Genomic DNA, 24,816 nt, shown 5'->3' with positions numbered 1-24,816 from the left:
TACTTTTTTATGAAAACAAATTTAATTAAATATTAAGAAGCGGCAACTTCTTTTACATTTCCGGTTCGTTTTAGGAATCCCCAGGTCTGTATTTCGCCTTTCAGAGCCCTTCTCAAGCTTCGGAACAGTACGATATACATCAACCATCGATAGCCGAACCGCTGTGGGATAATGTATAACAGATTGACCAATTTTTCTCTCTGTATGATAAATGCCATCAAAGCCAATGATGCATCTACCAAAAGGAAAATTAAATAATAGCTGAATATCTTGTCGCCATTTCCCGATAAAATCCCCAAAAACATGATAACATCTGCAAGCGGAGAGAAAAACGGAATAATATATTGAAACAATAAAATATTCGGCATCGCCCAAAGTCCTAACCCTTTATATTTCGGATTAAGGAAAGTGTGTCTTTGTTTCCAGAACATCTGCATGATTCCGTACGTCCATCTGAAACGTTGTTTTAAAAACTGTTTTACACTTTCAGGGGCTTCCGTTACGGCAACTGCACGATTTTCATTGGCAACAGTATATCCGTTTCGCAAAATCTTCACGGTAATATCACAATCTTCTGCTAATGTATCGGAAGAATACCCTCCAATTTCATCGATCACAGATTTTTTAAAAGCTCCGATAGCTCCCGGAATTACCGTAATCGCGTTGATATTTGCATACGCCAATCGATCAAAATTCTGACTGGTTGTATATTCTATAGATTGCCATTTCGTTAACCAATTTACCGTATTTCCAACTTTTACATTTCCTGCAACAGCAGCGATTTTTTCTTCAGGGCTTGAATTTAAAAATCTTGCAATTAAATATTTTACAGCATTTTGCTCCAATTTTGTATCTGCATCAATACACACAACATATTCCGCATCGGTTTGAGAAATTCCAAAGTTCAAAGCCGTTGCTTTTCCGCCATTTATTTTACTGAAAATCTTTAATCTCGGATGATCCGTAAATTCTGCTTTTGCTTTTTTGTAGGTAGAATCTTTGCTTCCGTCATCAACCATAATAATATCGAAATTTGGATAATTCTGCTGTAATAAATTATGCAGTGATGAAATAATATTCACTTCTTCATTATAGGCCGGAACAATAATTGAAACTTTGGGATAAGATTCCAAAACCGGAAAGTTTTCTAATTTTTTCTCTGTTTTCTTTTCTTTAAAAACCCAAAACAGCATAATAATGAGTCTTATTAATCCCAATCCGATAAAAATGGTAAATAATGCTATCAAAAAATGGCTAATCCAATAAATAATCGTTGCTAATACCAAATTAAGCTGCATTACATAATAAGATCTCGTTTTCGGAACTGCGGGCATTAATTCTGCTTCATTTTTATGCAAAATCGTCGCAAGATTTGTGAAATGATATCCTTGTTTCTGTAAGGTCGGAATAAGAATTTTTAATGCTTTAATCGTTTCTTCCCGTGTTTCTCCTCCTGCATCATGAAGAAGAATGATGTTTCCTCTCTCTGCTTTCAATCCTGCCATTATACGTTTTACAATTTCACCTGCTTTTATTCCTGGTTGCCAGTCTTCAGGATCAATATTTTCCCCAATGTCTAAATAGTTTTGCTGTCTCGCCAACGCAACAGGAACAATTTCTTCAGAAGTTGTCGGTTCAGAATCTGCATTATAGGGTGCTCTGAACAAAATGGTGCTGTGTCCTGTGATACATTCAATCAACAATCTTGTCAGTTTCATTTCAAGTAAAGCTCTTTGAGGACTGACTTTAGCAACATTCTCGTGGGTAAAAGTATGATTTCCTATCTCATGTCCTTCCCTGTAAATTCTTTTAACTAAAGGAAGATTTCTTTCAGCATTTAAACCTACTAAAAAGAACGCAGCAGGAACGTGATATTTCGACAAAATATCCAGAACCTGTGGCGTGTAGGTTTCGTCGGGACCATCATCAAAAGTCAAAACCAATTCTTTCTGAGGGGCTTCTCCATATTTTTTCACTTCATAAGAACTTGGATAGGTCACATAATTTTCGTCTGTAATTATTTTTTCTTTAGGATCAATTTCTAATGCAATTTTTCCGTCATGAGGTGTATTTAGAACATCCAAAACTTCACCATCACCAATATAATCGACCATTGTCTGACCTTTTACATTTTCAAGGGTTTTTAGATTGAATTTCGACAACCCCGCAAAAGTCAGATCCTTGTCATAAAAATTCCAGATTCGGCTGTCTTCGCTTCCCAGTCTCCAAAGTGCTGTTCCTGCCAAAGGGTATTCCGAAGAAAAACGCATAGTATTAAAAATAGAAACCGCATCATTGAAAAATACAGTATGTGTATTGTTTTTTGAATCTGTATATGAATAATTTAAATTAAAAGTACTATCATCAAAATTAATAACTGCTTTACTTGCACTCGCTTTTGTAATCGCCTCCATGTATGTTACAGAATTGTTTTGATCTTTATCTGTGCTCCAATCATAACCGTAAGCTCCCAAACCTAAAATAATTTTGCTAGGAGATGTTTTTTGCGAAAATTTTTCTGTTTGAGCTTCCACCCATTTTTGCGAAGAAACGGGTCCTGCATCGTTGGCCACAGTATATTCATCATAAGCCATCAATACAAAATAATCTACGAACGGATTTAGTTTCTGAATATTATAATCATCATTATCCGTCATGACATCCATCGTAACGAGTAATTTATTTTGCTTGAAAGTTTCAGAAAGCTCCTTCATAAAAGCAATTAAATTATCATCAGAATCAAGATTCATTTCCTCAAAATCGATATTGATTCCTTTAAATTGATATTTAAGGCATTGTTGAGTGAGTTTTTGAATCAGTTGTGTTCTTTTCTGTGGATTTTTCAACACTTTACCCAACCCTTCAGAACGGAATTCCTCTTGAAAATTATTACTAAGCATGGGCATTGCTGCAACGCCCGTTCTTCTAATAACTTTATAACCTTCGGAATCGACATTTGTTTTAAGATCTCCAGTTTTCGGATCAAGGAAAAACCATTCCGGAAAGACGAGATTAATATGTTTGATATTTCTTTTTAAAGACATCAGTGACTGCGGATCCCATGCAACATAAAATGCAGAACGTATTCCGCCGGGAAATTGTGCCCAGTTTCTGTTTTGATTTTTAAGTCTTTCGGCTCTTGCTCTCTCGATTTTGGCGAGGCTTGTGTGCATTGTTTTTTCAGAAATGAAACTTCTAAAACCTTTATATTCTTTTGAAATTTTATTCTCCTGAAGATAAGGCTTACTCGCCGTAATTACCGCTTTGTAATCTTCTTTGAAAGGTACTTTGGGGCTTTTGTCGAATCTCATCATCAAGCCTAAAGCCAAAAAAAGCAACGCCCCAACGAAGATGAAAATACGAGTTCCCCACTGTACGTTTCTCCAACGTTTTTTGCTGTCCGTCTGAAAAATCTGTTTTGAGTTTTCCACGATTATGATATTTCTCAAAGGATTTCAAAAAGTGTGAAAAACTACATCATATTTAATTAAAAAAATATTAAAATTAAAGTTTACACCTAATTATTGACAAGAATTCCCACCAAATCCTGAATAATTTTCTGTGAAGCAAAGTGCATTAAATCCTGTCGATCAAGATGAGGCATATATAATTTTGAAGTCACTTCCTTATTATCAATTCTGATGGTGTAGAAAACCGTTCCGATATCTTTCTCGTCCTCGCCTTTTCCCGGACCGGCAACTCCGGTTGTTGACAGTGAAATATTAGTCTCGAATAATTTCTGACAACCTTCTGCCATTTCCATGGCAACCTGCTCGCTTACGACTGTAAATTCATCAACGGTTTCTTTTTTAACCTTTAAAATTTCAATTTTCTTTTCGGTTGCATACGGAATAATTCCGCCAAGAAAATATTTTGAACTTCCGGAATTTGATGTAATTAATCTTGCCAACTCTCCTCCCGTACAACTTTCCGCCGTGGAAATTGTTAATTTTCTATCATTTAAAAGTTCGCCCAGAATTTTCTCAATTTTATCTTCCGAAGTGGCAATGACGTTATCTTTAATTAAAGGTAATAATTTTTGAATTTCGTCTTCCAGCTGTTGTTGAAGAAGATTTTCATTTATACCTGTCGCCGTTAATCTCAATTTTACACGAGTTCCAACCGGAAGATAAGACAAGGCTAAATTTTCAGGTAAAGCCAATTCCCAGTCTTCAATAATATCTGCCAGAATACTTTCCGGAATTCCGACAACAGAAACAATTCTTGTAGAAATAAAATTTAAGCTAAATTTTTTGTGCAGATAAGGAACAATCTGATCTCTAATCAATGGTTTTACTTCGTAAGGAACGCCCGGAAGACTGAACAACAATTTACCATCCTGTTCCATCATCATACAAGGTGCCGTCCCAAAATGATTTTGAAAAACGGTAGATTTTGTTGGCACAAAAGCCTGTTCACGGTTTCTTTCCAAAATTTCCAGACGACCCCGTTTTTCCATATATTCTTTCAGATGATTGAACGTTACCTCATCTAAAGCAATTTCATCATTAAAAAATTCGGCGATGGCTTTCTTGGTTTTATCATCTCTTGTCGGACCTAAACCGCCTGTTGTGATAATTAAATCTCCAATTTCAAAAGCAGATTGTATAGCGTTTTTAATGGTTTCGATTTCATCTGAAATGGTAAGGATCTGTGAGACCTTTATCCCAATGTTTTTAAGTTCAGTAGCAATGAAGTTGGAATTGGTATCTACGGTATTTCCGGATAAGATTTCGTCACCAATAGTAATCAAAACAGCATTTTCCATATTGTAATTCTTGAAAAAAATTCTCCTGCAAATGACGGAAAATTCTCTATGACAGGCAATATAAATTGATTTTTTCTATTTTTGACTAAAATTGTTTAAAACTATAAGTAAGAATTATGTCTAAATATGACGATGCGTCCTGGCATTCAGGCGGCGATTTCCCTGAAGGACTTTCCGAAAAAAACGGAGCAACACACACAGGAATGTTCCTGAACTGGTGTATTAACCGCGATTTTATCTCGGTTGAATTAAAAGAAGATGCGGAAGAAGAAATTGAAAAATTGAAACGAAGAGAAATGACTGGGGCAGAATTTGTCATGGATTCATTGGATGGAAAATTTTCTGAGCAAGATCTCAATGACTTAGGAAACAGTTTTGCAAAAGATTATTATAAAGATGACACCGAATTTGGAAACAGATACAGTTCGTTTGCAGATGATTACGTGAATCTTTTTGATACTGAAGCTGAGGAAAACGACTATGAATATGAAACTTTTTATCATATCGAAGATACTTACGAAAACTACGATTTGATGAAACAGGTTATTGATTACCGTTTTGAAGAATGGAAAGAATTTAAAAATTTGAATTAAAATAAAGTTTGTCATTCTGAGAAGCAAGAGTATTGAAGAATCTAAATAAATAGATTCTTCCTTCGTCAGAATGACAAATTCTCTTAATACTTGATTTTTAGTTATGTTTTACCCAAATTAATTCATCCGTCTTATAGCCAATATTTTTTGCTTTTGCTAAAAATCGCTGTTTAATGCTTTCGGGGATTTCTTTTGTTCTGGAGAGAATCCAAAGATATTGCAAACTGTTTCCCATCACCAAGGCGTACTGATAGTTTTCATCAATATCCACGACATTATACCCAGCCCAGATTGGTTTGAAAAAAGAAACTTTAAGCTGAGCTTCTGTAGAAGCTTTAACAAATCTCGCTTCACCTACCGATTCTTTCCATTCTTTTTTGACGTAATTATAGCCTTTATTGTCAACTTTTATCGTTCCGTTTGGATTTTTGGAGTACGTAGCTGTGACGTTATCCATATTTTTTTCAAACTTGTAGTCGAAGCGGGCGATTTCGTACCAGGTTCCGAGATATTTATCTGCATCGAAATTTTGAACAGCCGTCGCTCCTTTTGGAAGTCCTACGGAACAAGAATTGAAAATAATTAATCCTAAAATACCCAGAGAAACAGGTATTGCTATCTTTTGAAGAGTCTTCATAATAAAATATTTTGTGGTACGAGAATTCTTCAAAAATAATGCCTGAAAATATTTCGTTTTTTAACGCTAAGGGAACTAAGATTTTTTCACGAAAAAACTTTTAGGAAATTGTCTTTAAAACTTCCTGAAACTTCGATTTCTGTACTGTCGGAAAGTGTTGCCGTACCGCTTTTATGATAAGATTTCACAAAACTGGTATTGATAATATGGGAACGGTGAACCCGCACAAAAGGAGTTTCCAGCAGATCATCAAAATGCTTTAAAAAACGACAGACCATTTTTTTTGAACCATCCGTGAGATAAACCTGAGTGAAATTTCCATCCGCCTGAAGCCTTACAATGTCTTCCGTTTTTACCACATCAAAACCTTGCAGTGTTGGGAGAATTAATTGCTGTTTTTCGGGTTTTAACTTCAAGTTTTCGAGAAGAATTTTATTTCGGTTAAGCTCTTCTTTGCTTTCCAAACTTTCAGCGACCTTATTTACCGCTACAATCAGTTCCTGAATATCAATCGGTTTTAAAATATAATAGCTCGCCGATTTATTCAAAGCCTGCAGAGAATATTGTGAAAATGCCGTGATGAAAATCGTTTCGTAAGAATATTCTTTCGTCGCTTCCAATACATCGAAAGCATTTCCGAAAGGCATTTCAACATCCAGAAAAACCAATTGAGGCTGCTTTTCAGCAATCAATGGCACTGCTTCTTTGATATTTTCAGCTTCACCCAAAATCTCGACTTGCGGACAATATTTTGTGATATAATTCCTCAAAACATCTCTTGCAATGACTTCATCGTCTACGATTACGGCTTTTATTTTCATTTTTTTAGGTTTTAGGGAGTAGATTTTAGGTTGCAGGTTAAGTTAAGATTCACTTTCATATTATTTATTCACCAATTTATAGCTGATTTCTACAAATACGCCCTGTATATCTTTCTTATCTGTGATTTTGCATTGGATTTCCTGCTGATACAAATCATTCAGAAGGATAATTCTTTCCAGCGTATTTTTCATTCCGCGACCCTCTCTGTTTTTTTGATGTTCGGTTTTTAATTTTTTACTTTCCTCAATTCCTATTCCGTTATCATCGATAGTAATTTTTAAATATTGATTTTCTTTTTCAAAACTTAATTTTAAAAATCCTTTTGTCGTTCTGTACCGAAGTCCGTGCCAGATTGCGTTTTCAAGAAACGGCTGAACCAACATTCCGGGAACTTTCAGATTGTGGATATTTAAACTTTCATCAACATCAATTTCATAGTCAAATTTGTCGGTAAAACGAGTTTTTTCTAAGGCTAAATAATTTTGAAGCAAATCAAATTCCTGCTGGAACGGAATAAAGTCTTCCGTAGAATTTTCCATCACGCCACGCATTAACTTCGAAAATTTGGTTAAATATTGGTTAGCCTCCAGTTCGTTATTGGTTGCGATGAAATGATTCACAGAATTCAAACTATTAAAAATAAAATGTGGATTCATCTCACGGCGAAGCGATTGTAATGCTATTTTTTTATTCTTAATCTGAACTTTTTTCAAGGTTCTGAAAATGAAAATTATTAACCCAATTAAAATAATCAATGCAAAAATTAAACTATAGTTAAAGAGATTTTTTTTGCGGATTAATTCATCTTTTAACTTTTTTTCCTGTTCCAACTGAACAATTCTCTGTTCTGTATCTTCAAGAATTTTATTATCCACCAAACTTTTATCTTTAGAAACCAAATCCGGCAATTTTCCGAGAAAATCACGGTATAACTTAACTGATGAATTTATATTTCCTGAAACATTATAAAGACTGTCTAATTTTTTTACACTCTTTTGTGCTTCCAAAGTATGTCCTTTATCCAAAGCAATTCCGTAGGATTTTTTTAATAAATTAATGGCTTCTTCAGCATCATTTTTTTTGATATATATGTCTGCCAATTCCTGAATCTGCTCGACTTCTTTCTGAGAATTTCCTTTTACAAAATCTTCTTTCAGAACCTTTTTTTTAGCTTCAATTGCTTTGTCGAACTTTTTATTTTCAACATAAAAATCAGTTAATTTCTGATTGATTTCCAACGCTTGTTGAGGCGCATCCTTTTTGGAAATTTTATATGCATCATTCAGGTTTTTTTCTGCCCTCGGAATATTTTTCTGCTGAATATTTACATCTGCCATCTGGCTGTAACTTGCTGCCAAATCGCCTTTATTTTTTTCATTTTCATTAAGCTGAATATTATTTAAAATAGCTTCTTCTCTAACCGCAGAAGAATTTGTAGAAAGCCTTGTGGCATCGTTGGAATTTACAGCTTTGCTTTTAGGCAAACTTACTTCTGCCGCTCTGCTGTAATTGCTGATTGCCGGTGTAATTTTATTCTGTTTTTCCTGAGATTGCGCTAATTTTCTACTTGTTTTTTCAATATTCGGTTTATCATTTAATTTCTCGTAGATATTTTTTGCTTTACTATAATATTCTTCACTTTTCTGAAAATTACCATCGTTGAAAAATGTATCGCCAATATTGTAATAAGAATCTGCCTGCGATGTTTCATCTTTTACATCGAATGCTTTTTTCAGTTTTTTAGTTTCCATCTGAATATCCTCCACAGGTTTGTTGCTCTGGGCATAAAAAACATTCCCAAAAGTGAATAAACAAAAGACAGCAAGAAGATGACACATTTTCATAAAACAAAGATATACATATATATAGTTTGTAAAAAACGATTCACCAAGCCAAAATCGGCTTTCACCAAGTTTCCCCGACTCTACTTCGATTATGAGACTAAGTTTGTAGCATAATTCAAATTTAACAATCATGAAAAATTTATCTGTTTTAAACAAAAGCACATTGGCTTATCTTTTCGCCGCAGCATTCATTTTCACTACTTCAAAAGCGCAACTGGGAGTTTCTACAGGTTCTGTCGCTCATGCGGTAAGTAACGGACTTTCCAGCAACAACGAGAGAGGGTTTCTCAACGAAAATACCATTATCATAGAAGATTTTATGAATTATCATAAACATCAGATTAAAATTCCGAAGAAAAATGAGGTAGCTTTAAGTATTGATTATGACAATGCGATTCTGAATTCAGACGACACCTATTTATTACAAATCGGATTGGCAACGCAGAATGTAACGAGCAGAGAAAATGCTAATAAAGTTAATGTTTCTGTGGTGATCGACAACAGCGGATCAATGGGTGGCGGGAAATTGGAGAAAGTGAAAAAAGCTCTTAAAGTTTTCGTAAAAGGATTAAAACCTGATGATATGATTTCAATTATAAAATTTGATGATAAAGCCAATCTTGTTTTAAAATCATCAAAACTGAAAGATGTTGCAGAAAATTTAGACCATATTATCGAAAGTATTTATCCGTCCGGATCTACCAATATTCATTCGGGGATGATGATGGGATATTCTGAAGCACAAAAACACAATACAAAGGAATATAACAGCAAAGTGATTCTCCTGACTGACGGAATGACAAACTCTGGCATCACTGATCCTGAAACGATTTTAAAGGAATCAAAAGAATTTAATGACAAGGGAATCGACATCAGCACCATCGGAGTCGGGCAACAGCTGGATTTTGATTTATTAAGAAAAATTGCAACGTATGGGCGAGGTTCAAATTATTTCATCGGAGAAAATGAAATCGATATTCAAAAAACATTTAAAGACGAACTGGAAAGTCTTCTTTACAATATCGGGAAAAAGCCAAAACTGACGATTAATATCCCAAAAGGCATGAAAGTCAAAAAATTCTATGGATATGAACCCCAATATATTTCTGACCAAAAGATAGAAGTTGAACTGGAAAATCTTGATTGCGGGCAAACCCAGATTTTTCTAATGGAAATTGAAAAAAATGAAATGGAAAACTCTACGATTACTGCATCTTTAACCTACGAAAAAAATGATGAAACGAAAAATATTTCGTCAAAAAGAGGATATGATGCATTAACGGAAGCGACTCAAAAAGAATTGAAGAAAAACTTTCAGATTGCAAAAATGACAACGGAACTCAAAAAAGCGGCAAAAGATTTTTCACAAAATAATATGGGAAATACCAAAAAATCAATGCAAAATATTATAGATTATTACCAATCTTTTTGCGATAAAAACGATGAAGATCTGAAAAGAGTTTATGACATTGCTTTAAAATATTCTCCAAAGAAAAATCCTCAATATTATTATTAAATATTATTAAAGACAGCTTTCGGGTTGTCTTTTATGATTTTCACTAACGATTGTATATAAACATTTCGTAAACTGAGAATTGAAATTCCGTTAACAATCAACAGATTAGCAATGATTACATTTACTAAACAAATATAACTATGAAAAAACATCTTTACTTTTTCCTGCTTCCTGCGCTATTGCTGCAAAACTGTTCTTTCCTGGAGCAGAACAATTTCATCGAGACCAAAATTATTTCAAGCGATCTGAACGAAAAAATCATTTACAAGTATTATCAGACGGGAATTGATAATTATAAGGTAGATTTTTATGCCGTCAGCCAGTCAGATTCTACGAAATTGTTTGAGCATTACATCAATGATGCACTTTTTACTTCAAATACTTATAACATTTCAGAACATGGGGACGGACTTATTATAAGAACAAAATTATTCTCCGAAGAGAAAAAACTCACCACCCGAAATGGAAGATCTGTCATTTTTACTAATAGATAAATAGTTCTCAGGAACTGTTTTTATTTGAAGCTTAATCCCGCTTTTTCAGTTTTCGGTTTTGGCGGCTTTGCCGCCAAAACCGAAAACTCACCAAGTCAAACTTCCCATTCACCAAGTCTGGGAATTTTCGTTTTCAAATCCTGGTAATTTTACAGTAGAAGTTTAAAATTAAAACAGGAAATTATGAAATTGAAACTTTTTTTATTGATCGGATTGTTAACATTTGGAAGTCTGATTAATGCACAGGAAATTAAAAAGAATTTTATCGAAGTAACAGGAGTTGCAGAAATGGAAGTAGAACCGGATGAAATTATCTTCAACGTCGGAATAAAAGGCGATAACAAAAACCAGCTTGCCGATAACGAAAAACTCCTGTTTGAAACATTGAAAAATAATGGAGTAAAAAATGAAGACATCAAATTCAAATCGATGAATCAAAATATTTATTCTAAACCTAAATTTTTTACGAAAAATTTTCAGTTTAAAGTAAGTAAAAAGACAGAAATGGGAAATCTTTTTGAAAGTCTGAATCAAAAATGGGTAAGCAACATCAATATTGCTGAAATCAAGAATACTAAAATTGCTGATTTCAGGAAAACCGTTAAGATTAATGCGTTAAAAGCAGCAAAAGAAAAAGCAGATTACCTGTTGGAAAGCATCAGTAAAAAAGTCGGAACACCTCTTGAAATTACAGAAATTGAAGATTATACAAGCGATATGATCGTTCCGATGGCATATAGAAGCAAAGTTGCCAATGTTCAGATGGAAGCGGCGGATACCAATGTAGATTATTCGTTTGATAACATTGAAAACATCAAGCTGAAATACAGCATTAAAACAAAATATGAAATTCTTTAAAATAAATAGAGACAGTCTGAAACGGCTGTCTTTTTTTATTGAAAATGTTCACCAAGTGAAAGTCTGTTTTCACCAAGTCTCCAAAAAACGACTTCCGGTAAGGCGTAATTTTATTTCAGGAAAAATAAATAAACTATGAAATATTTTTTAATATGTATTCTATTCTATGTTTCTATGTTCCAGGCACAGGAAATAAAGAAAGAAATTGATGTAAAACAAGCCACTGTATTTCTGCAGGGAGCCAAAGTGTTCGGAAGTACCGATGTAAATCTTCAAAAGGGAAAAAATACGGTACGGATTACCAATCTCCCGAATGATCTCGATGAAAATACATATAAAATAAATCTTGAAAAAACGACTACCCTTCTTTCGATTACTCCACAAACAGCTGTTTTAAAAACCGGTGAATTGTCTCAAAGCGATAAAATACTTGATCTTGAAAGAAAGAAAATCCAACGGCAGGCAGATCTGCTAAGCATTAAAATAAATAATCTTGAAGGCGAAAAAAATATCATTAATGATAATCTCAAAATCTCTACCAACGATAGAGAAACTCCCCAAAAGCAGCTCATTAAGCTTACCGAATTTTACAGAAAACGAATGCTCGAGATAGACAATCAGGTTTTTCTTCTGAACGAGCAGAAAAGTGTTTTCGATGAAAATATTGCAAAGATTAATCAAAAAATTGCAGAAAATCAACCTCACCAAAATACGAATACCAAAGAACTTTTGTTGGAAATCTTAGCAGAAAACGAAATTAACTTAAATCTTGGGATAAGCTACGTTGTCGCCAATGCAGGATGGGTTCCTTCTTATGATCTGAGAGCAGAGTCCATAAAAAATCCGTTGGAAATTGTTTACAAAGGAAAAATTTATCAAAAAACAGGACAAGACTGGAATAATATAAAGCTGTTTGTTTCTACATACAGACCTTCATACAATCAAAACAGGCCGATTTTGCTGCCGCTGTATGTCGCAGAATATACGCCGTACAATTCACAGGCAGAAACCATGAATTATAAACTGAAAGAATCTTCTGCAAAAATGAACTCCTATCAAATGAGAGATGAAGCTGCTAAACCGAGCCAAATTCCTGTTGCAACAGTTTCTGAAAGCCAGATGAATATTTTGTATGAACTGAAATATAACCAGAATATCATTAGCCAGGAAAAAGAACAATATGTAATTCTTGATAAAAAAAAGATCGATGCCACTTACAGATTTCATACGGTTCCCAAACTCAGCAATCAGGTTTTTCTGATGGCATTTGTTAAAAACTGGCAGAATCTTAATCTTATTTCAGGAGAAGCCAATATTTATTTTGAAGATAATTACATCGGCAAAACTATTATCACCAGCAATTACATAAAAGATGAATTCCCGATTTCTCTTGGAGTGGATGAAAGAATTGTGGTAAAAAGAACAAAATTAGAAGATAAAACATCCCAAAAAACTTACAATTCTAATATATGGGGAACAGAAAAGTATCAGATCAACATCAGAAATAATACAAAAGAAAGTATTAATCTGGAAATTCTCGACCAAGTGCCAATTAGTGAAAATTCTAAAATTGTAGTAAAAGCAACAGAAATTAATGGCGGAAACTATGATGATAAAACAGGAAGTATTTTATGGAACAGAACAATAGGCAGCGGAGGCTCAGAAAAAATAAATTTCTCCTACGAAATAAAATATCCGAAAGACCTACAGATACAATATTACAGCAGATAACTTAAAATTGCTAATATAAAAACGCAATCTTTTGTAATTGTGAAGCTGCAAGTTTCTTTTAAGAATTGCAGCTTTTAGCTTCTGAACCACACAAGATTTACATCCTAAGATTTCGGTATTAAATAATGGTTTACTTTTTGTTATGACCTAAAACCAAACCACTTTAATAATATACAATATGATAACGATTATTCCAGGATCTCCCGAAAATGTTGCCGCTTTTAATGCAACGGGAGAAGTAACCAGAGAAGATTTTGAAAGCCTTGTTATCCCTTTAGTAAAACAAAAGGTTGATCAATATAATGAATTGAATTATCTTCTTTATCTTGACACAGATCTTGATAATTTTACGATGGGTGCATGGCTGCAGGACGTATTTCTGGGATTAAAAAATTTAACAAAATGGAACCGTGCCGCTATTGTGACAGATAAAGAAGGCGTACAGAATTTTACTGATATTTTCAGTGTTCTGATGCCGGGAGAATTTAAATCTTTTCCTAAAGAAAATCTTTATAATGCATTGTATTGGTGCAACAACGGTAATGAAGTAGAAGCTTAATCAGCTTATTATTAAAACAACTTAGACTGTCTCTTTGAGGCAGTCTTTTTTATTTTCCTAAACATCGGGCAACTAAGTATAAACACTTAATTATCAATTTAGTACATTTCACTTAAATTATTTCTCATAATCGTGACTACATTTGTAATGTTAAACAAACAAAAACTTTAAACCATGTCAACATTCAAAATTAACATCATTGCAGGTCCACTTTGGAGCAACGACGAAGCACAAAAATTAGGACCACGTATCGCAGCAGCGCATTTAGGAAAGTTCACAGGACAATGGTCTACCATTGTTGAAAGCCAAATGAGCGTAATCGAAGTTGAGCTGAACACTCAGCCGACAGGTGATTCAGAGTACACATTAGACGTATTGGCTGGTCCGATCTGGAGCAACGAAGACGCTAAAGAAATTTGCCCGTCCATCTGTGCATCTTACGGAGGTACATGGAACGGACAATGGACAACAGTTGTAGAAGGCAAAATGAGCGTTTGCGGCTGTGTCTTTAAGTTCTAAACAAGAGTTTCATCAAGAAAAGAGGCTGTTTCGGTTGAAACAGCCTTCTTTTTATTTTTTATCAATCAAAGAAACACACTCTTCAGAAATTTCTTTTATTTTCTCTTTTCGGGAACTATATAATTGTTTATACCTGAAAGCGATAATCAAACCGATAAATGTCATCACCACTCCTACCAGCGAAGGATAATTATAGGCATATCCTTTCTCCAAAGGAATTCCGCCAAGAAAAGCACCCATTGCATTAGCACAGTTAAAAGCTGCCTGCATAAAAGCTGCTGCCATCATTTCACTTTTTGGTGCTGCTTTCATCATCATGATGTTAATGGGTGCAGCAACCGACATCGACAAAGCTCCACAAATAAAAGTAAGCGTTAACGAAATATATTGATACTCTGAAAGAAAAAATACACCTCCCAAAGAGATCATCATTAAAAATAATAATAACACACAGGTTTTTTCCGGGCCTAATTTATCTGATAAAATACCTCCGGCAAGATTTCCAACCACCATTCCGGCACCGGCGAGAATCATCACGTAAGCCATTTGGTTTTCTTTAATTCCTGAAATTATGGTCATTAAAGGTGTAATATAACTGAACCATGTGAAAAGTCCGCCAAAGCCAATCGCAGTAATCATTAAAACCAGCCATGATTGTTTTTTCTTTAAAAACTTCAATTCTTCAAGGAAATGAGAATCTTTATTGGTATCCAGAACAGGAAGCCAAAGCTTCAGAAATAATAGTGCAAATAAACCGATGACTCCAACAATTGCAAAATACCAACGCCAATGAAAAATATGCCCGATGTACGTCACCAAAGGAACCATTGCCAGATTAGCAATCGTAAGTCCCGTAAACATTAATGAAATATAAAGTGCCTCTTTCCCTTTGCCCGCCATTCTCGACGCCACAACTGTTCCCACTCCGAAGAATGCTCCGTGCGGAAGTCCCGATAAAAATCTGATGATTAACATTGAATTATAATCCGGTGCAATCGCAGACAGCGCATTAAAAACTGTAAAAATCACCATCAAAGCAATCAATACTTTTTTAGGTGGAAATTTCACTGAATATCCTATTAAAAATGGTGCTCCGATTACGACACCCATTGCGTAAGCCGCAATTAAATGTCCCGCTTGTGGAATAGTGATCTGCAATGTTTTTGCAATATCAGGAAGTAATCCCATCACGGTAAATTCAGTAGTCCCAATACCTAAACCGCCTATTGCCAACGGTATAATTCTTTTATCTATCTTCATTTGCTATTTACATCGAATTGATTAATAATTCATTCTCTCTTTCAAAATGCAAAATTCGATAGAAATAATCATTTAAACTTTAACAGAAATGATATAAATTTGCTCTGTATTAACCTTTTTAATTACATTTAAATTAATTATTAATCAAAAGAGAACATAATGAAAATTCAGAAAGAAATTATTGATTTTGAAGATGGGAAATCTTTCAAGTTGTTTTCTCCGTCACTTAAAAACTGTTTTTTCTGGCATTATCATCCTGAAATTGAGTTAGTATATGTGGAAGCTTCAAAAGGAATTCGACACGTTGGAAAAAGTATCTCTGATTTTCAGGATAGTGAATTGTTATTAATTGGTACCAATGTTCCTCACCTCAATTTCGATTATAAAATCCAGACCGAATGCAAACAAATGGTTTTGCAAATGCGAGAGAATTTTCTTAATGAAATTATTTTTCCCGTTCCTGAATTTGAAAATATTAAAAAATTATTGGAGCGGTCTTACTTAGGTTTATCCTTTTCAGGAGAAACGAAGAAAATTGTTGTTGAAAAACTTCATCAAATTAAAAATAAAAATTCTTTCACATCTTTTATGGGTTTAATTGAAATTTTAAATATTCTCGCTACATCAGATGAAGTAAAAGAACTCAACAATGAAGATACCCGGATAAAATGGTTTCTAAATGATAAAATCCGAATGGGAACGATCTATGATTACATTCACGAAAATTATGATAAAAATCCCAATGTAAATATTATTGCTGAAAATGTTAATTTAAGTACGCCTGCTTTTTGTCGGTATTTTAAGAAGCAAACAAATATGACTTTTACCGATTTTGTGAATAATTACAGAATCAATCAGGCAAAATTACTTTTACTGCAAAATGAATGCATCACAGAAATCTGTTTTCAGGTGGGGTTTGAAAGTCTGTCTTATTTTAATAAATTATTTAAAAAATATATCGGAGAAACTCCTTCAGCGTTTAAGAAAAAACACTTGACAAAAATAGTCGGTTAAAAGATTAGCATTCTAAGAAATTTATTGGTAATCCGAAATTATTTCTTCGCTTTCTCCGCAATGACAATAAAAAAATCGCTCCAAATTTGAAGCGATTTATATTTTAGTGAATATGTTTTTCTGCGTGATAAGAACTTCTTACCAGAGGTGAACTTTCAACGTGTCGGAAACCTAAGCTTCTTGCAAAATCCCCGAATTCATCAAACTCTTCCGGCGTAATAAATTTCTTCACAGGAAGATGTTTTTTAGTAGGCTGTAAATACTGCCCCATTGTAATTACATCAACATTTGCATTTCTAATGTCTTCGATTGTTTGGAAAACTTCATGTTTTTCTTCACCCAAACCAAGCATTAACCCCGTTTTTGTCCTGTTTTGTCCGGCTTCTTTTAAATATCTTAAAACCTCAAGGCTTCTTTCATATTTCGCCTGAATTCTCACTTCTCTAGTCAAACGTTTTACCGTTTCCATATTGTGAGAGATTACTTCCGGAGCAACATCCACCATTCTGTCTAAATGTTTCGTCAAACCTTGAAAGTCAGGAATCAAAGTTTCCATCGTCGTTCCCGGAGAAATTCTTCTCACCGCATTTACGGTTTCACCCCAAAGAATTGAACCCATATCTTTCAAATCATCACGATCAACTGAAGTTAAAACGGCGTGTTTGATTTTCATTAATTTGATAGAACGCGCCACTTTTTCCGGTTCATCCCAATTCACATCCATTGGTTTTCCGGTCTTTACACCGCAGAACCCACAACTTCTTGTACAGATATTTCCAAGAATCATGAAAGTTGCTGTTCCTTCTCCCCAACATTCACCCATATTCGGGCAGCTTCCGCTTTGGCAAATTGTATTTAATTTATATTTATCAACCAAAGTTCTTAATTCTCTGTAATTTTTTCCTGTAGGAAGTTTTACACGAATCCATTTTGGTTTTTGAACGGTAGTATCTTGAACTAAATTCTCCATTTATTTCTCAAATTGAGGTTCAAAGTTAGTGATTTTTTTATCGAAACAATCAAAGACCGCTATTGATGAAACGTATAATTTTGTAATTTTAAAATCCAAAAATATTTTATGAAAACAGCAATTTGCTTTCTGTGTATTATTTTCAGTACACTTTCTTATGCTCAAAAAGAATTTCAACCGGCAGGTTCAACAATTATCGAAACAGTTGACGGAGATTTGGATGGTGACAAAATTCCGGAAAAAGTAATTATTTATAATACAAAAGATACGACCGATTACGGAAATATCCGTGAACTGCAGATACTTAAAAAAACAAATGGAAAGTGGACAATTTTAGAAAAATCTAGAAATGCTATTCTGAAAAGCAATGACGGCGGCATGATGGGCGATCCTTATCAAAGTACAGAAATAAAGAATGGCATTCTGGAAATTACTCAAGCCGGAGGAAGCAGCTGGAAATGGGGTTATACAGACAAGTATAGGTTTCAGAACGGACATTTTGAACTCATCGGCTATTCATCAAGCAGCGGAAAACCTGAAGAATATTGGACAGATGTTGATTTTAATTTATCTACCGGACAATTGATTTTTGAAAAAGAAGTAGACAATACCAAGGAATATGGGAAATCTAAAAAAGAAACTTTTGTAAAAAAAGGTTTAAAAATAAATCTTCAGAACAGAAATCTTGATAAACAAAGAAAAATTGTTCTGCCACAAACTAAAGAAACAGTCTATTTGTAATTAATCCTCTCCAAACTCATTATTTTTCAACAATTCGGCTAAGACTTTTTTGGCTCGCATCACCCGTACTTTTGTATTGGCGACAGAAATTCCCAATTCTTCGGCGATTTCTTTAATGCTTTTTTCCTCGAAAAATCTTAATTTGATAATATCCTGGTAATTAGCGTCTAACGATTCGATGGTTTTAATGATTTTCTTTTGTTCTTCATCAGAAATCATTAATTCTTCCGGAGATTTTGCGTATTGGTTTTTTACTTCGTCTAAATTTTCGGTCGGATCTTGATTTTCTCTGCTTTTTCTGCGCCAAAAATCGATAATTGTATTTTGTGCAATCGTTAAAATCCAGGTTTTAAATTGAAAATGCGGATCAAACATATCCAATTTCGACAAAACTTTAGAGAAAACATTTACTGTTATTTCATCTGCATCATTTTCGTCATGTACTTTTTTCATCACAAAAGAAAAAACATCCACCCAAAAAACATTAATGAGTTTTGTCTGTGCTTTTTGGTCTTTCTCTTTTGCCTTTTGAATAAGGGAAAATAATTGTTCGTCGTTCATTATTAACAAATATAATTGATTTTGGTGAAAAGCCAAATAAGCTGATGAAGGAATTCACTTTCCTTATTTATTAACCCTGAATTTCTTATCTTTGCTCATTAAATTTTAAAGTTAAAAATAATGAACTCTTTTATTGAAGAACTGAAATGGCGCGGGCTTTTTGCCGACATGATGCCCGGAACGGATGAACAACTGAATAAGGAAATGACAACTGCCTATATCGGTTTTGATCCTACTGCAGATTCTTTACATATCGGAAGTCTTATTCAGATAAAAATTTTGGCTCACTTTCAACAGCACGGTCACAAGCCGATTGCTTTGGTAGGGGGCGCTACAGGGATGATTGGTGATCCTTCAGGAAAATCTGCAGAGAGAAATCTTCTGGATGAAGAAACCCTTCTTCATTATGTTGATTGTTTAAAAAATCAGCTTTCAAAGTTTTTGAATTTTGAAGGAAGTGAACCCAATAAAGCAGAATTGGTGAACAATTATGACTGGATGAAAAATATTTCTTTCCTCGATTTTGCTAAAAATATCGGGAAAAATATTACCGTTAATTATATGATGGCGAAAGATTCGGTGAAGAAACGACTTTCCGGAGAAGCTGGTGTAGACGGCATGAGTTTTACGGAATTTACTTACCAATTGATTCAGGGATTTGATTTTTTACATTTATATCAAAATAATGGAGTGAAACTTCAGATGGGCGGTTCTGACCAATGGGGAAATATCACGACAGGTACAGAGTTGATCCGTAGAAAAGCTCAGGGAGAAGCATTTGCGTTAACAGTTCCTTTAATTACAAAAGCTGACGGTTCAAAATTTGGAAAGTCTGAAAGCGGAGAAAATTATTGGTTAGACAAAAAGAAAACGTCACCTTATAAATTCTATCAGTTTTGGTTAAATGCGACAGATGATGATGCGGAAAGATTTATTAAATTCTATACTTTCTTAGGAAAAGAAGACATTGAAAATCTTATTCTTATTCATAAAGAAGCACCACATGAGAGAAAACTTCAAAAAGCATTAGCTGAAGAAGTTACCATTTGGGTTCATGGAAAGCAAGAATATGAAAAAGCTGTGAAAGCTTCAGAAATTCTTTTTGGAAAATCAACTGCTGAAGATTTAGTAAGTCTTGATGAAGAAATTTTTTTAGAGGTTTTTGATGGTGTTCCTCAAAAGGAAGTAGCAAAAGAAGATGTCTTGGGCATTAATATTATTGATCTTCTTTCTGAAAAATCTGGTTTCTTAAAATCAAAAAGTGAGGCCACAAGAGAAATTAAAGGAAATTCAATTTCTGTAAACAAAGAAAAAGTAAATGATACTTTTACTGCTAATGAAAGTGATCTTATTGATGGAAAATTCCTTCTTTTACAGAAAGGTAAGAAAAGTTACTTCATTGTTAAAGTGGTTTAAATTATCCAATTTATATAAAATAATTAGGGGCGGCAAGATTTCATCTTGCCGCCCCTAATTATTTTCTCAACTTAAGTGCAAATAAAAAAAGCTATCGAATTTCGACAGCTTTTGTATAATATGTAAATTATTATTTTATAATTCTAAGAAACTGTAAAATGTAGAAACATTTACCTCTCCAGATCCTACAACTTTTTTAGTTTTTGCGATTTCTCCATCAACATAAATATTAACAGTTAATTCTGAATCTGCATATGGAAGAACAGCATTAGCTGCGATACTTACCTGAGATTGGCTTGAATTTACAAATATATCGCCTGTACTCCAGGTAATTCCTGTGGGGTTAAAAGTCGTCGTTGGAGCCGTTCCAATCTGAGTAGCTACAGCTTTAAAATCACCTGTAGGAGAACCTGGTGGAGTTGATGGCGGGCCGCCCGTAGTAATTTTAGCTTCAAGTTTAACAATATGATCTGTATATTGATCTTCGTCATCATCTTTACAAGAATTAACAACAGAAATTACAGAAAATAAAATAATGAATAAAAAGGAAAGTCTAAGTAAACTTTTTGATTTGTAAAATTGCTTCATTTCTCCAAATAGATTTTTAATGTTTCAAATATAGGTTTTTTATCAATATAAAAATAACTTTTATGAAAATTTTCCAACAAAGATTTCTAAATAATATCAAATCAATAAATGTTTATAACGCAACTTTTACTGAAATATTTGAATGAAACTACATCTTAAATTAGCCATATTGTCATGAATTTTCAAATGGTCTCATTTTTACATTATCAAACTAAAATAAATCATTATTAATTATCTTTGCTTTATGAATTTAGATTACATCGTAAGAGAGCCCGAAAATATTACGCCCAATACTACTATTCTTTTTATGCTTCACGGCTACGGAAGTAATGAACAAGATCTTTTTAGCTTCAGAGAAACCCTTCCCGAAGACTGGATTATCGTGAGTTTCAGAGCACCGAGAGCCACTCAGTTTGAAGGATTTTCGTGGTATGATATAGATTTTAATGATCCGGAAAAGTTTGTTGATGTTCCACAGGCAACAGAATCATTAAATTCCGTATTAGAAAATATTCTGAAAATTGTAAACCATTACGGCATCACGGAAGGGAAAACACACCTTTGCGGTTTTAGTCAGGGCGGAATTTTATGTTACGCCTTAGCTCTAAAATATCCTGAGATGTTTAACTATGTAGCATGTCTCAGCAGTTATCCTGAAGAGAAATTATTAACTGATATTGTAAAAGACAAAAGAAAATTAGAAAGACTTCGTTTCTTTGTTTCCCACGGAACAGATGATGCTGTAATTCCTTTTGAATGGGGAAAAAAAGCAGCGGATTTATTATATGATTTAAGTTGTTATTTCACTTTCAGAGAATATATGAGCGGTCACGGTGTGAATCAGAAAAATTATATGGATCTGATGGATTTCTTTTCTAAATAATTTATGAAAAATTGAATATTTATTTCAATTCATTATAACATAAACAAGCATTCTCAATTTTGGGAATGTTTTTTATTTTCCGTAAAGATAATTTCACTACATTCAATATATGAAACTGAAGTATTTTTTATGGATTTTTTTCGTAAGCATTTTCATTAATGCTCAAAATTCATTTGAAGTACAGAACGTTAAGAAAACAGTTATTACTTTTAAATTAATCAACAACTTAATTTTCATTCCTATTAATGTAAACGGTGTAGATCTTACCTTTTTATTGGACACTGGTGTTGCAGAAACATCTCTTTTCAGTCTGGAAAATCAGGAATTACAACTAACGAATCTTGAAAAAATACGGTTTTCGGGATTAGGCGGAAATGCAAGTATCGACGGATTTATTTCAGAAAATAATATTGCCAGAAGCGGAAAAGATTATGTTAATTCTTCTATGACGCTTTACATCATTACAGATCAGGATTTCAATATTTCATCTCATGTAGGAATTCCGGTAAATGGTATTATTGGGTATCATTTCTTCAAAAATCATCCTGTTGTCATTGATTATACTTCAAAAAGAATCACCATTTATAATGACGAAGATTTATTTAATAAAAAAGTAAAAAACTTTAATGAATTTAAGATAAGTATTGAAAGAAATAAACCTTATTTTCTGGCTGATGTAGAAATGACCAATGAGAAAAAAAATTCAAAATTGCTTATTGATCTCGGCAACAGTGATGCGATCTGGCTCTTCCCTACTCTGATTAAAAATTTCATATATAACCGCCCTAATATTGATGATTTTTTGGGTAGAGGTTTTAATGGAGATGTCTATGGGAAGAGAAGTAGAATTCATAATTTTTATCTGGGACATTTTAAATTTGAAAAACCGCTGACTGCAATGCCCGACGAATTTTCTATTCAACACGTCAATTTTGTTGAAAACAGAAAAGGTTCGATTGGCGGTGATATCATGCGACGTTTTACAGTTGCTTTTGACTATCCTAACAATAAAATGTATTTAAAACGAAACCGAAATTATAATGATCCTTTTCATTTTAATATGAGCGGATTAGATTTCAAACAAGACGGAATGGAATGGACAAAAGATATGGTAAGTCTTTCCACAAAAAATAAGGATAATCCGACAAGTGGTTATGAAGTGATTAATAACAATCTGCAATATAATTTTGTATTAAAACCTATCTTTTCCATTGCCGGAGTTCGGAAAGATTCGCCGGGTTCAAAAGCAGGTTTACTAAAAGATGACCGACTAATCAGCATTAATGGCAAGAAAACTGTAGATATGACTTTACAGAAAATCACGGAAATGATGAAATCCGACGAAGGAAGAAGCATTAATATGATTATCGAAAGAAAAAATAAAGAAATGGCGTTAAGTTTTACGTTAGAAGATCCAATACCCTATCAAGACTAATATGAATACAGAAGAAACCACTTTAGATAAAATAAGAACCCGACCGAGGTTCAAAATGTTTACGCATCTATCCAAGGAGGAATATGCCGAAAACCTAAAAAGATATATCGCTGAACACAAAGATGAATTTTCAGGGAATATTAACAAAGAAATTGCAACCATCTGTGTAGAAACAGAATATGACAATTACTGGAAACCCAGATTGGCGTTGAGAATTGAGATTGAAGACGAAAAAACTGCTATACGAGGTGTTTTTGGACCCAGTTCCGCAGTTTGGACGTTCTTTATGTTTCTATATTTTACTTTTTCAATCTTCTGGATGACTTTCTTTTCGATGTATTATGTCGAAAAACAAATCAACAGCCATGAATTTCCCTGGGCAATATATGCTTCTTTTCTGATGCTTATTTGTATTGCTTTAACGTATGCCGCCGCAAGATTCGGGCAGCATAAAGGTAAAGAGGAAATGCAAAAGCTCAGAAGATTTGCTGAAGAATCTACCCTACAGTTTGAAAAAATGGATTAATTAAGGAGCAACAGTTTTTGTAGTTTGAGGCATTTGCTCAATTACAGCTCTTGCAGCTTTTATAGAATCTACCACTTTTTCTCTGTTATCCTGTTCTTTTATGATTTTCTCAATGTTTGGTTCGATCATTTTGGTCATTTCTTCTATCGAAACATTGTTGGCATTAGGATCATTCAATAGATTTCTCCAAGGTTTTCTTTTACCCCAGCCATAATCTCCATACACCAAAACTGCCGTTCCTCTTGCTTTTGTCGTCGCTCCACCAGGATTTAAAACCCAGGTATCTGCATAACTGTACAACCATTTAGCATCTTTTAGCAACAGTCGTAAGCATGAGTGAGACGCAGGATAACCAGGGAGATCATACTGATGCCATCCAATTCCGTCAAGATTAAAAATATTAAAATTATAAGGCAATTTCCATTCGCTGCTTACCGTTGAGATGGCTAATTGTTTTTTCCAATTGGCAAAAGTTAAACCTGTTTTTGTTTTAGCCGTTTTCTTACCCATACTTGTCGGTCCCCATTTTACCAAACTTCCGCTTGAATACACTCCATATGCCTGTAGAGGATAAGAAAAAACTACAAATTTCTTTACACCGCTCAATACATCCAATTGCATTGGAAACGGCGAGTAAGACATCAACGTTGTATCTATTTTTGCCGGAACAACTAAGGTATCAGAGTTCCATTTATTTTTTGAATCTAATCTGTTTAAAGCTAAAATTGCGTAACGCTCTTTCTCAGAATATTTTTTGCTGAACGCAGCGTAGATAGAGTCTCTCATCTTTTTATCCTTCGGAAGTACAAACGCATTATAGAAGCCGTCTTCCTGCATTGCCGGAGGAACAGATTCTTTTTGAATGACAGAATCTTTTTTTGCAACCACAGAATCATTCTTCACATCCGGATCATTGGCTGAAGATGATGTATCCTGAATTTTATCGTTGATTTTTTCAATTTCCTTTTTGCAGGAAACTACCATTAATGAAATAAAAAAAAGATATAGAAATGTTTTTTTCACGAATATGTTTTTCATAAATAATTAGGTCGTTTTAATTTTTCTATTGATACAAATATCA

General features: G+C 33.8%; 23 protein-coding genes. 13 read left to right on the top strand and 10 right to left on the bottom strand.

Annotated elements, in window-relative coordinates; translation table 11 throughout:
• Positions 1 to 32 precede the first annotated feature (32 nt).
• Both ASG22_RS08695 and ASG22_RS08690 read right to left on the bottom strand, forming a co-directional pair.
• Complete coding sequence (locus tag ASG22_RS08695; protein WP_055983056.1) at positions 33 to 3,431, bottom strand: polysaccharide deacetylase family protein; 3,399 nt, start codon at positions 3,429 to 3,431, stop codon at positions 33 to 35.
• A gap of 86 nt (positions 3,432 to 3,517) precedes the next feature.
• A complete protein-coding gene (locus ASG22_RS08690; RefSeq protein ID WP_055983054.1) occupies positions 3,518 to 4,768 on the bottom strand; it encodes a CinA family nicotinamide mononucleotide deamidase-related protein in 1,251 nt (416 codons plus the stop codon).
• 116 nt (positions 4,769 to 4,884) lie between these two features.
• Between ASG22_RS08690 and ASG22_RS08685 the strand changes: the two genes are divergently transcribed.
• The gene (locus ASG22_RS08685; RefSeq protein ID WP_055983052.1) at positions 4,885 to 5,361 is read left to right on the top strand and encodes a hypothetical protein; all 477 of its coding nucleotides are present in this window, start codon (positions 4,885 to 4,887) and stop codon (positions 5,359 to 5,361) included.
• A gap of 97 nt (positions 5,362 to 5,458) precedes the next feature.
• On the opposite strand, the gene ASG22_RS08680 is transcribed toward ASG22_RS08685, so the two are convergent.
• From ASG22_RS08680 to ASG22_RS08670, 3 genes are all read right to left on the bottom strand, one after another.
• Positions 5,459 to 5,998: a lipocalin family protein gene (locus tag ASG22_RS08680; RefSeq protein ID WP_055983051.1), complete on the bottom strand. Its 540-nt coding sequence runs from the start codon at positions 5,996 to 5,998 to the stop codon at positions 5,459 to 5,461.
• An 86-nt stretch (positions 5,999 to 6,084) separates the two neighbouring features.
• Complete coding sequence (locus ASG22_RS08675) at positions 6,085 to 6,819, bottom strand: LytR/AlgR family response regulator transcription factor (RefSeq protein WP_055983049.1); 735 nt, start codon at positions 6,817 to 6,819, stop codon at positions 6,085 to 6,087.
• A gap of 60 nt (positions 6,820 to 6,879) precedes the next feature.
• Complete coding sequence (locus tag ASG22_RS08670) at positions 6,880 to 8,664, bottom strand: histidine kinase (protein ID WP_055983048.1); 1,785 nt, start codon at positions 8,662 to 8,664, stop codon at positions 6,880 to 6,882.
• Between the two features lie 130 nt (positions 8,665 to 8,794).
• Between ASG22_RS08670 and ASG22_RS08665 the strand changes: the two genes are divergently transcribed.
• From ASG22_RS08665 to ASG22_RS08640, 6 genes are all read left to right on the top strand, one after another.
• On the top strand, positions 8,795 to 10,180 hold the full coding sequence (locus ASG22_RS08665) for a vWA domain-containing protein (RefSeq protein WP_055983045.1): 1,386 nt from the start codon (positions 8,795 to 8,797) through the stop codon (positions 10,178 to 10,180).
• Positions 10,181 to 10,320: 140 nt separating this feature from the next.
• A complete protein-coding gene (locus ASG22_RS08660) occupies positions 10,321 to 10,674 on the top strand; it encodes a hypothetical protein (RefSeq protein ID WP_055983043.1) in 354 nt (117 codons plus the stop codon).
• Positions 10,675 to 10,857: 183 nt separating this feature from the next.
• Positions 10,858 to 11,532, top strand: coding sequence for an SIMPL domain-containing protein (locus tag ASG22_RS08655; RefSeq protein ID WP_055983042.1), 675 nt, complete (start codon positions 10,858 to 10,860; stop codon positions 11,530 to 11,532).
• 135 nt (positions 11,533 to 11,667) lie between these two features.
• Positions 11,668 to 13,263: a DUF4139 domain-containing protein gene (locus ASG22_RS08650; protein ID WP_082504975.1), complete on the top strand. Its 1,596-nt coding sequence runs from the start codon at positions 11,668 to 11,670 to the stop codon at positions 13,261 to 13,263.
• A 178-nt stretch (positions 13,264 to 13,441) separates the two neighbouring features.
• Positions 13,442 to 13,822, top strand: coding sequence for an STAS/SEC14 domain-containing protein (locus ASG22_RS08645; protein ID WP_055983038.1), 381 nt, complete (start codon positions 13,442 to 13,444; stop codon positions 13,820 to 13,822).
• 174 nt (positions 13,823 to 13,996) lie between these two features.
• Positions 13,997 to 14,341: a mannan-binding lectin gene (locus tag ASG22_RS08640; protein ID WP_055983036.1), complete on the top strand. Its 345-nt coding sequence runs from the start codon at positions 13,997 to 13,999 to the stop codon at positions 14,339 to 14,341.
• Positions 14,342 to 14,392: 51 nt separating this feature from the next.
• Here ASG22_RS08640 and ASG22_RS08635 read toward each other — a convergent pair whose 3' ends face one another.
• The gene (locus ASG22_RS08635; RefSeq protein ID WP_185113795.1) at positions 14,393 to 15,601 is read right to left on the bottom strand and encodes an MFS transporter; all 1,209 of its coding nucleotides are present in this window, start codon (positions 15,599 to 15,601) and stop codon (positions 14,393 to 14,395) included.
• A 159-nt stretch (positions 15,602 to 15,760) separates the two neighbouring features.
• Here ASG22_RS08635 and ASG22_RS08630 point away from each other — a divergent pair, with 159 nt between their 5' ends.
• The gene (locus tag ASG22_RS08630) at positions 15,761 to 16,615 is read left to right on the top strand and encodes an AraC family transcriptional regulator (RefSeq protein WP_055983034.1); all 855 of its coding nucleotides are present in this window, start codon (positions 15,761 to 15,763) and stop codon (positions 16,613 to 16,615) included.
• 103 nt (positions 16,616 to 16,718) lie between these two features.
• Here ASG22_RS08630 and lipA read toward each other — a convergent pair whose 3' ends face one another.
• Positions 16,719 to 17,585, bottom strand: a complete 867-nt coding sequence (gene lipA / locus ASG22_RS08625) for a lipoyl synthase (RefSeq protein WP_055983032.1) — start codon at positions 17,583 to 17,585, stop codon at positions 16,719 to 16,721.
• Positions 17,586 to 17,693: 108 nt separating this feature from the next.
• Here lipA and ASG22_RS08620 point away from each other — a divergent pair, with 108 nt between their 5' ends.
• Positions 17,694 to 18,326, top strand: coding sequence for a hypothetical protein (locus tag ASG22_RS08620; protein ID WP_055983030.1), 633 nt, complete (start codon positions 17,694 to 17,696; stop codon positions 18,324 to 18,326).
• On the opposite strand, the gene ASG22_RS08615 is transcribed toward ASG22_RS08620, so the two are convergent.
• A complete protein-coding gene (locus tag ASG22_RS08615) occupies positions 18,327 to 18,887 on the bottom strand; it encodes an RNA polymerase sigma factor (protein WP_055983028.1) in 561 nt (186 codons plus the stop codon). It abuts the gene before it with no gap.
• A 120-nt stretch (positions 18,888 to 19,007) separates the two neighbouring features.
• Between ASG22_RS08615 and tyrS the strand changes: the two genes are divergently transcribed.
• Complete coding sequence (tyrS, locus tag ASG22_RS08610; RefSeq protein ID WP_055983027.1) at positions 19,008 to 20,303, top strand: tyrosine--tRNA ligase; 1,296 nt, start codon at positions 19,008 to 19,010, stop codon at positions 20,301 to 20,303.
• Positions 20,304 to 20,438: 135 nt separating this feature from the next.
• Here the strand turns inward: tyrS and ASG22_RS08605 are convergent, their stop codons facing one another.
• Positions 20,439 to 20,891 (bottom strand): hypothetical protein, encoded by a 453-nt coding sequence (locus ASG22_RS08605; protein WP_055983024.1) that lies wholly within the window; start codon positions 20,889 to 20,891, stop codon positions 20,439 to 20,441.
• Positions 20,892 to 21,135: 244 nt separating this feature from the next.
• On the opposite strand from ASG22_RS08605, the gene ASG22_RS08600 reads away from it, so the two are divergent.
• From ASG22_RS08600 to ASG22_RS08590, 3 genes are all read left to right on the top strand, one after another.
• Entirely contained in the window at positions 21,136 to 21,774 is a 639-nt protein-coding gene (locus ASG22_RS08600; protein WP_055983021.1) for an alpha/beta hydrolase, read from the top strand.
• Positions 21,775 to 21,883: 109 nt separating this feature from the next.
• Positions 21,884 to 23,209, top strand: coding sequence for a PDZ domain-containing protein (locus ASG22_RS08595; RefSeq protein WP_055983019.1), 1,326 nt, complete (start codon positions 21,884 to 21,886; stop codon positions 23,207 to 23,209).
• A gap of 1 nt (position 23,210) precedes the next feature.
• Positions 23,211 to 23,735, top strand: a complete 525-nt coding sequence (locus ASG22_RS08590) for a hypothetical protein (protein ID WP_055983018.1) — start codon at positions 23,211 to 23,213, stop codon at positions 23,733 to 23,735.
• Here ASG22_RS08590 and ASG22_RS08585 read toward each other — a convergent pair whose 3' ends face one another.
• Positions 23,736 to 24,773 (bottom strand): L,D-transpeptidase, encoded by a 1,038-nt coding sequence (locus ASG22_RS08585; RefSeq protein WP_055983016.1) that lies wholly within the window; start codon positions 24,771 to 24,773, stop codon positions 23,736 to 23,738.
• Positions 24,774 to 24,816: the final 43 nt, after the last annotated feature.

This window comes from Chryseobacterium sp. Leaf405, from assembly GCF_001425355.1.
GTDB lineage: Bacteria > Bacteroidota > Bacteroidia > Flavobacteriales > Weeksellaceae > Chryseobacterium.
This window is presented reverse-complemented; position numbering and strand designations above follow the sequence as displayed.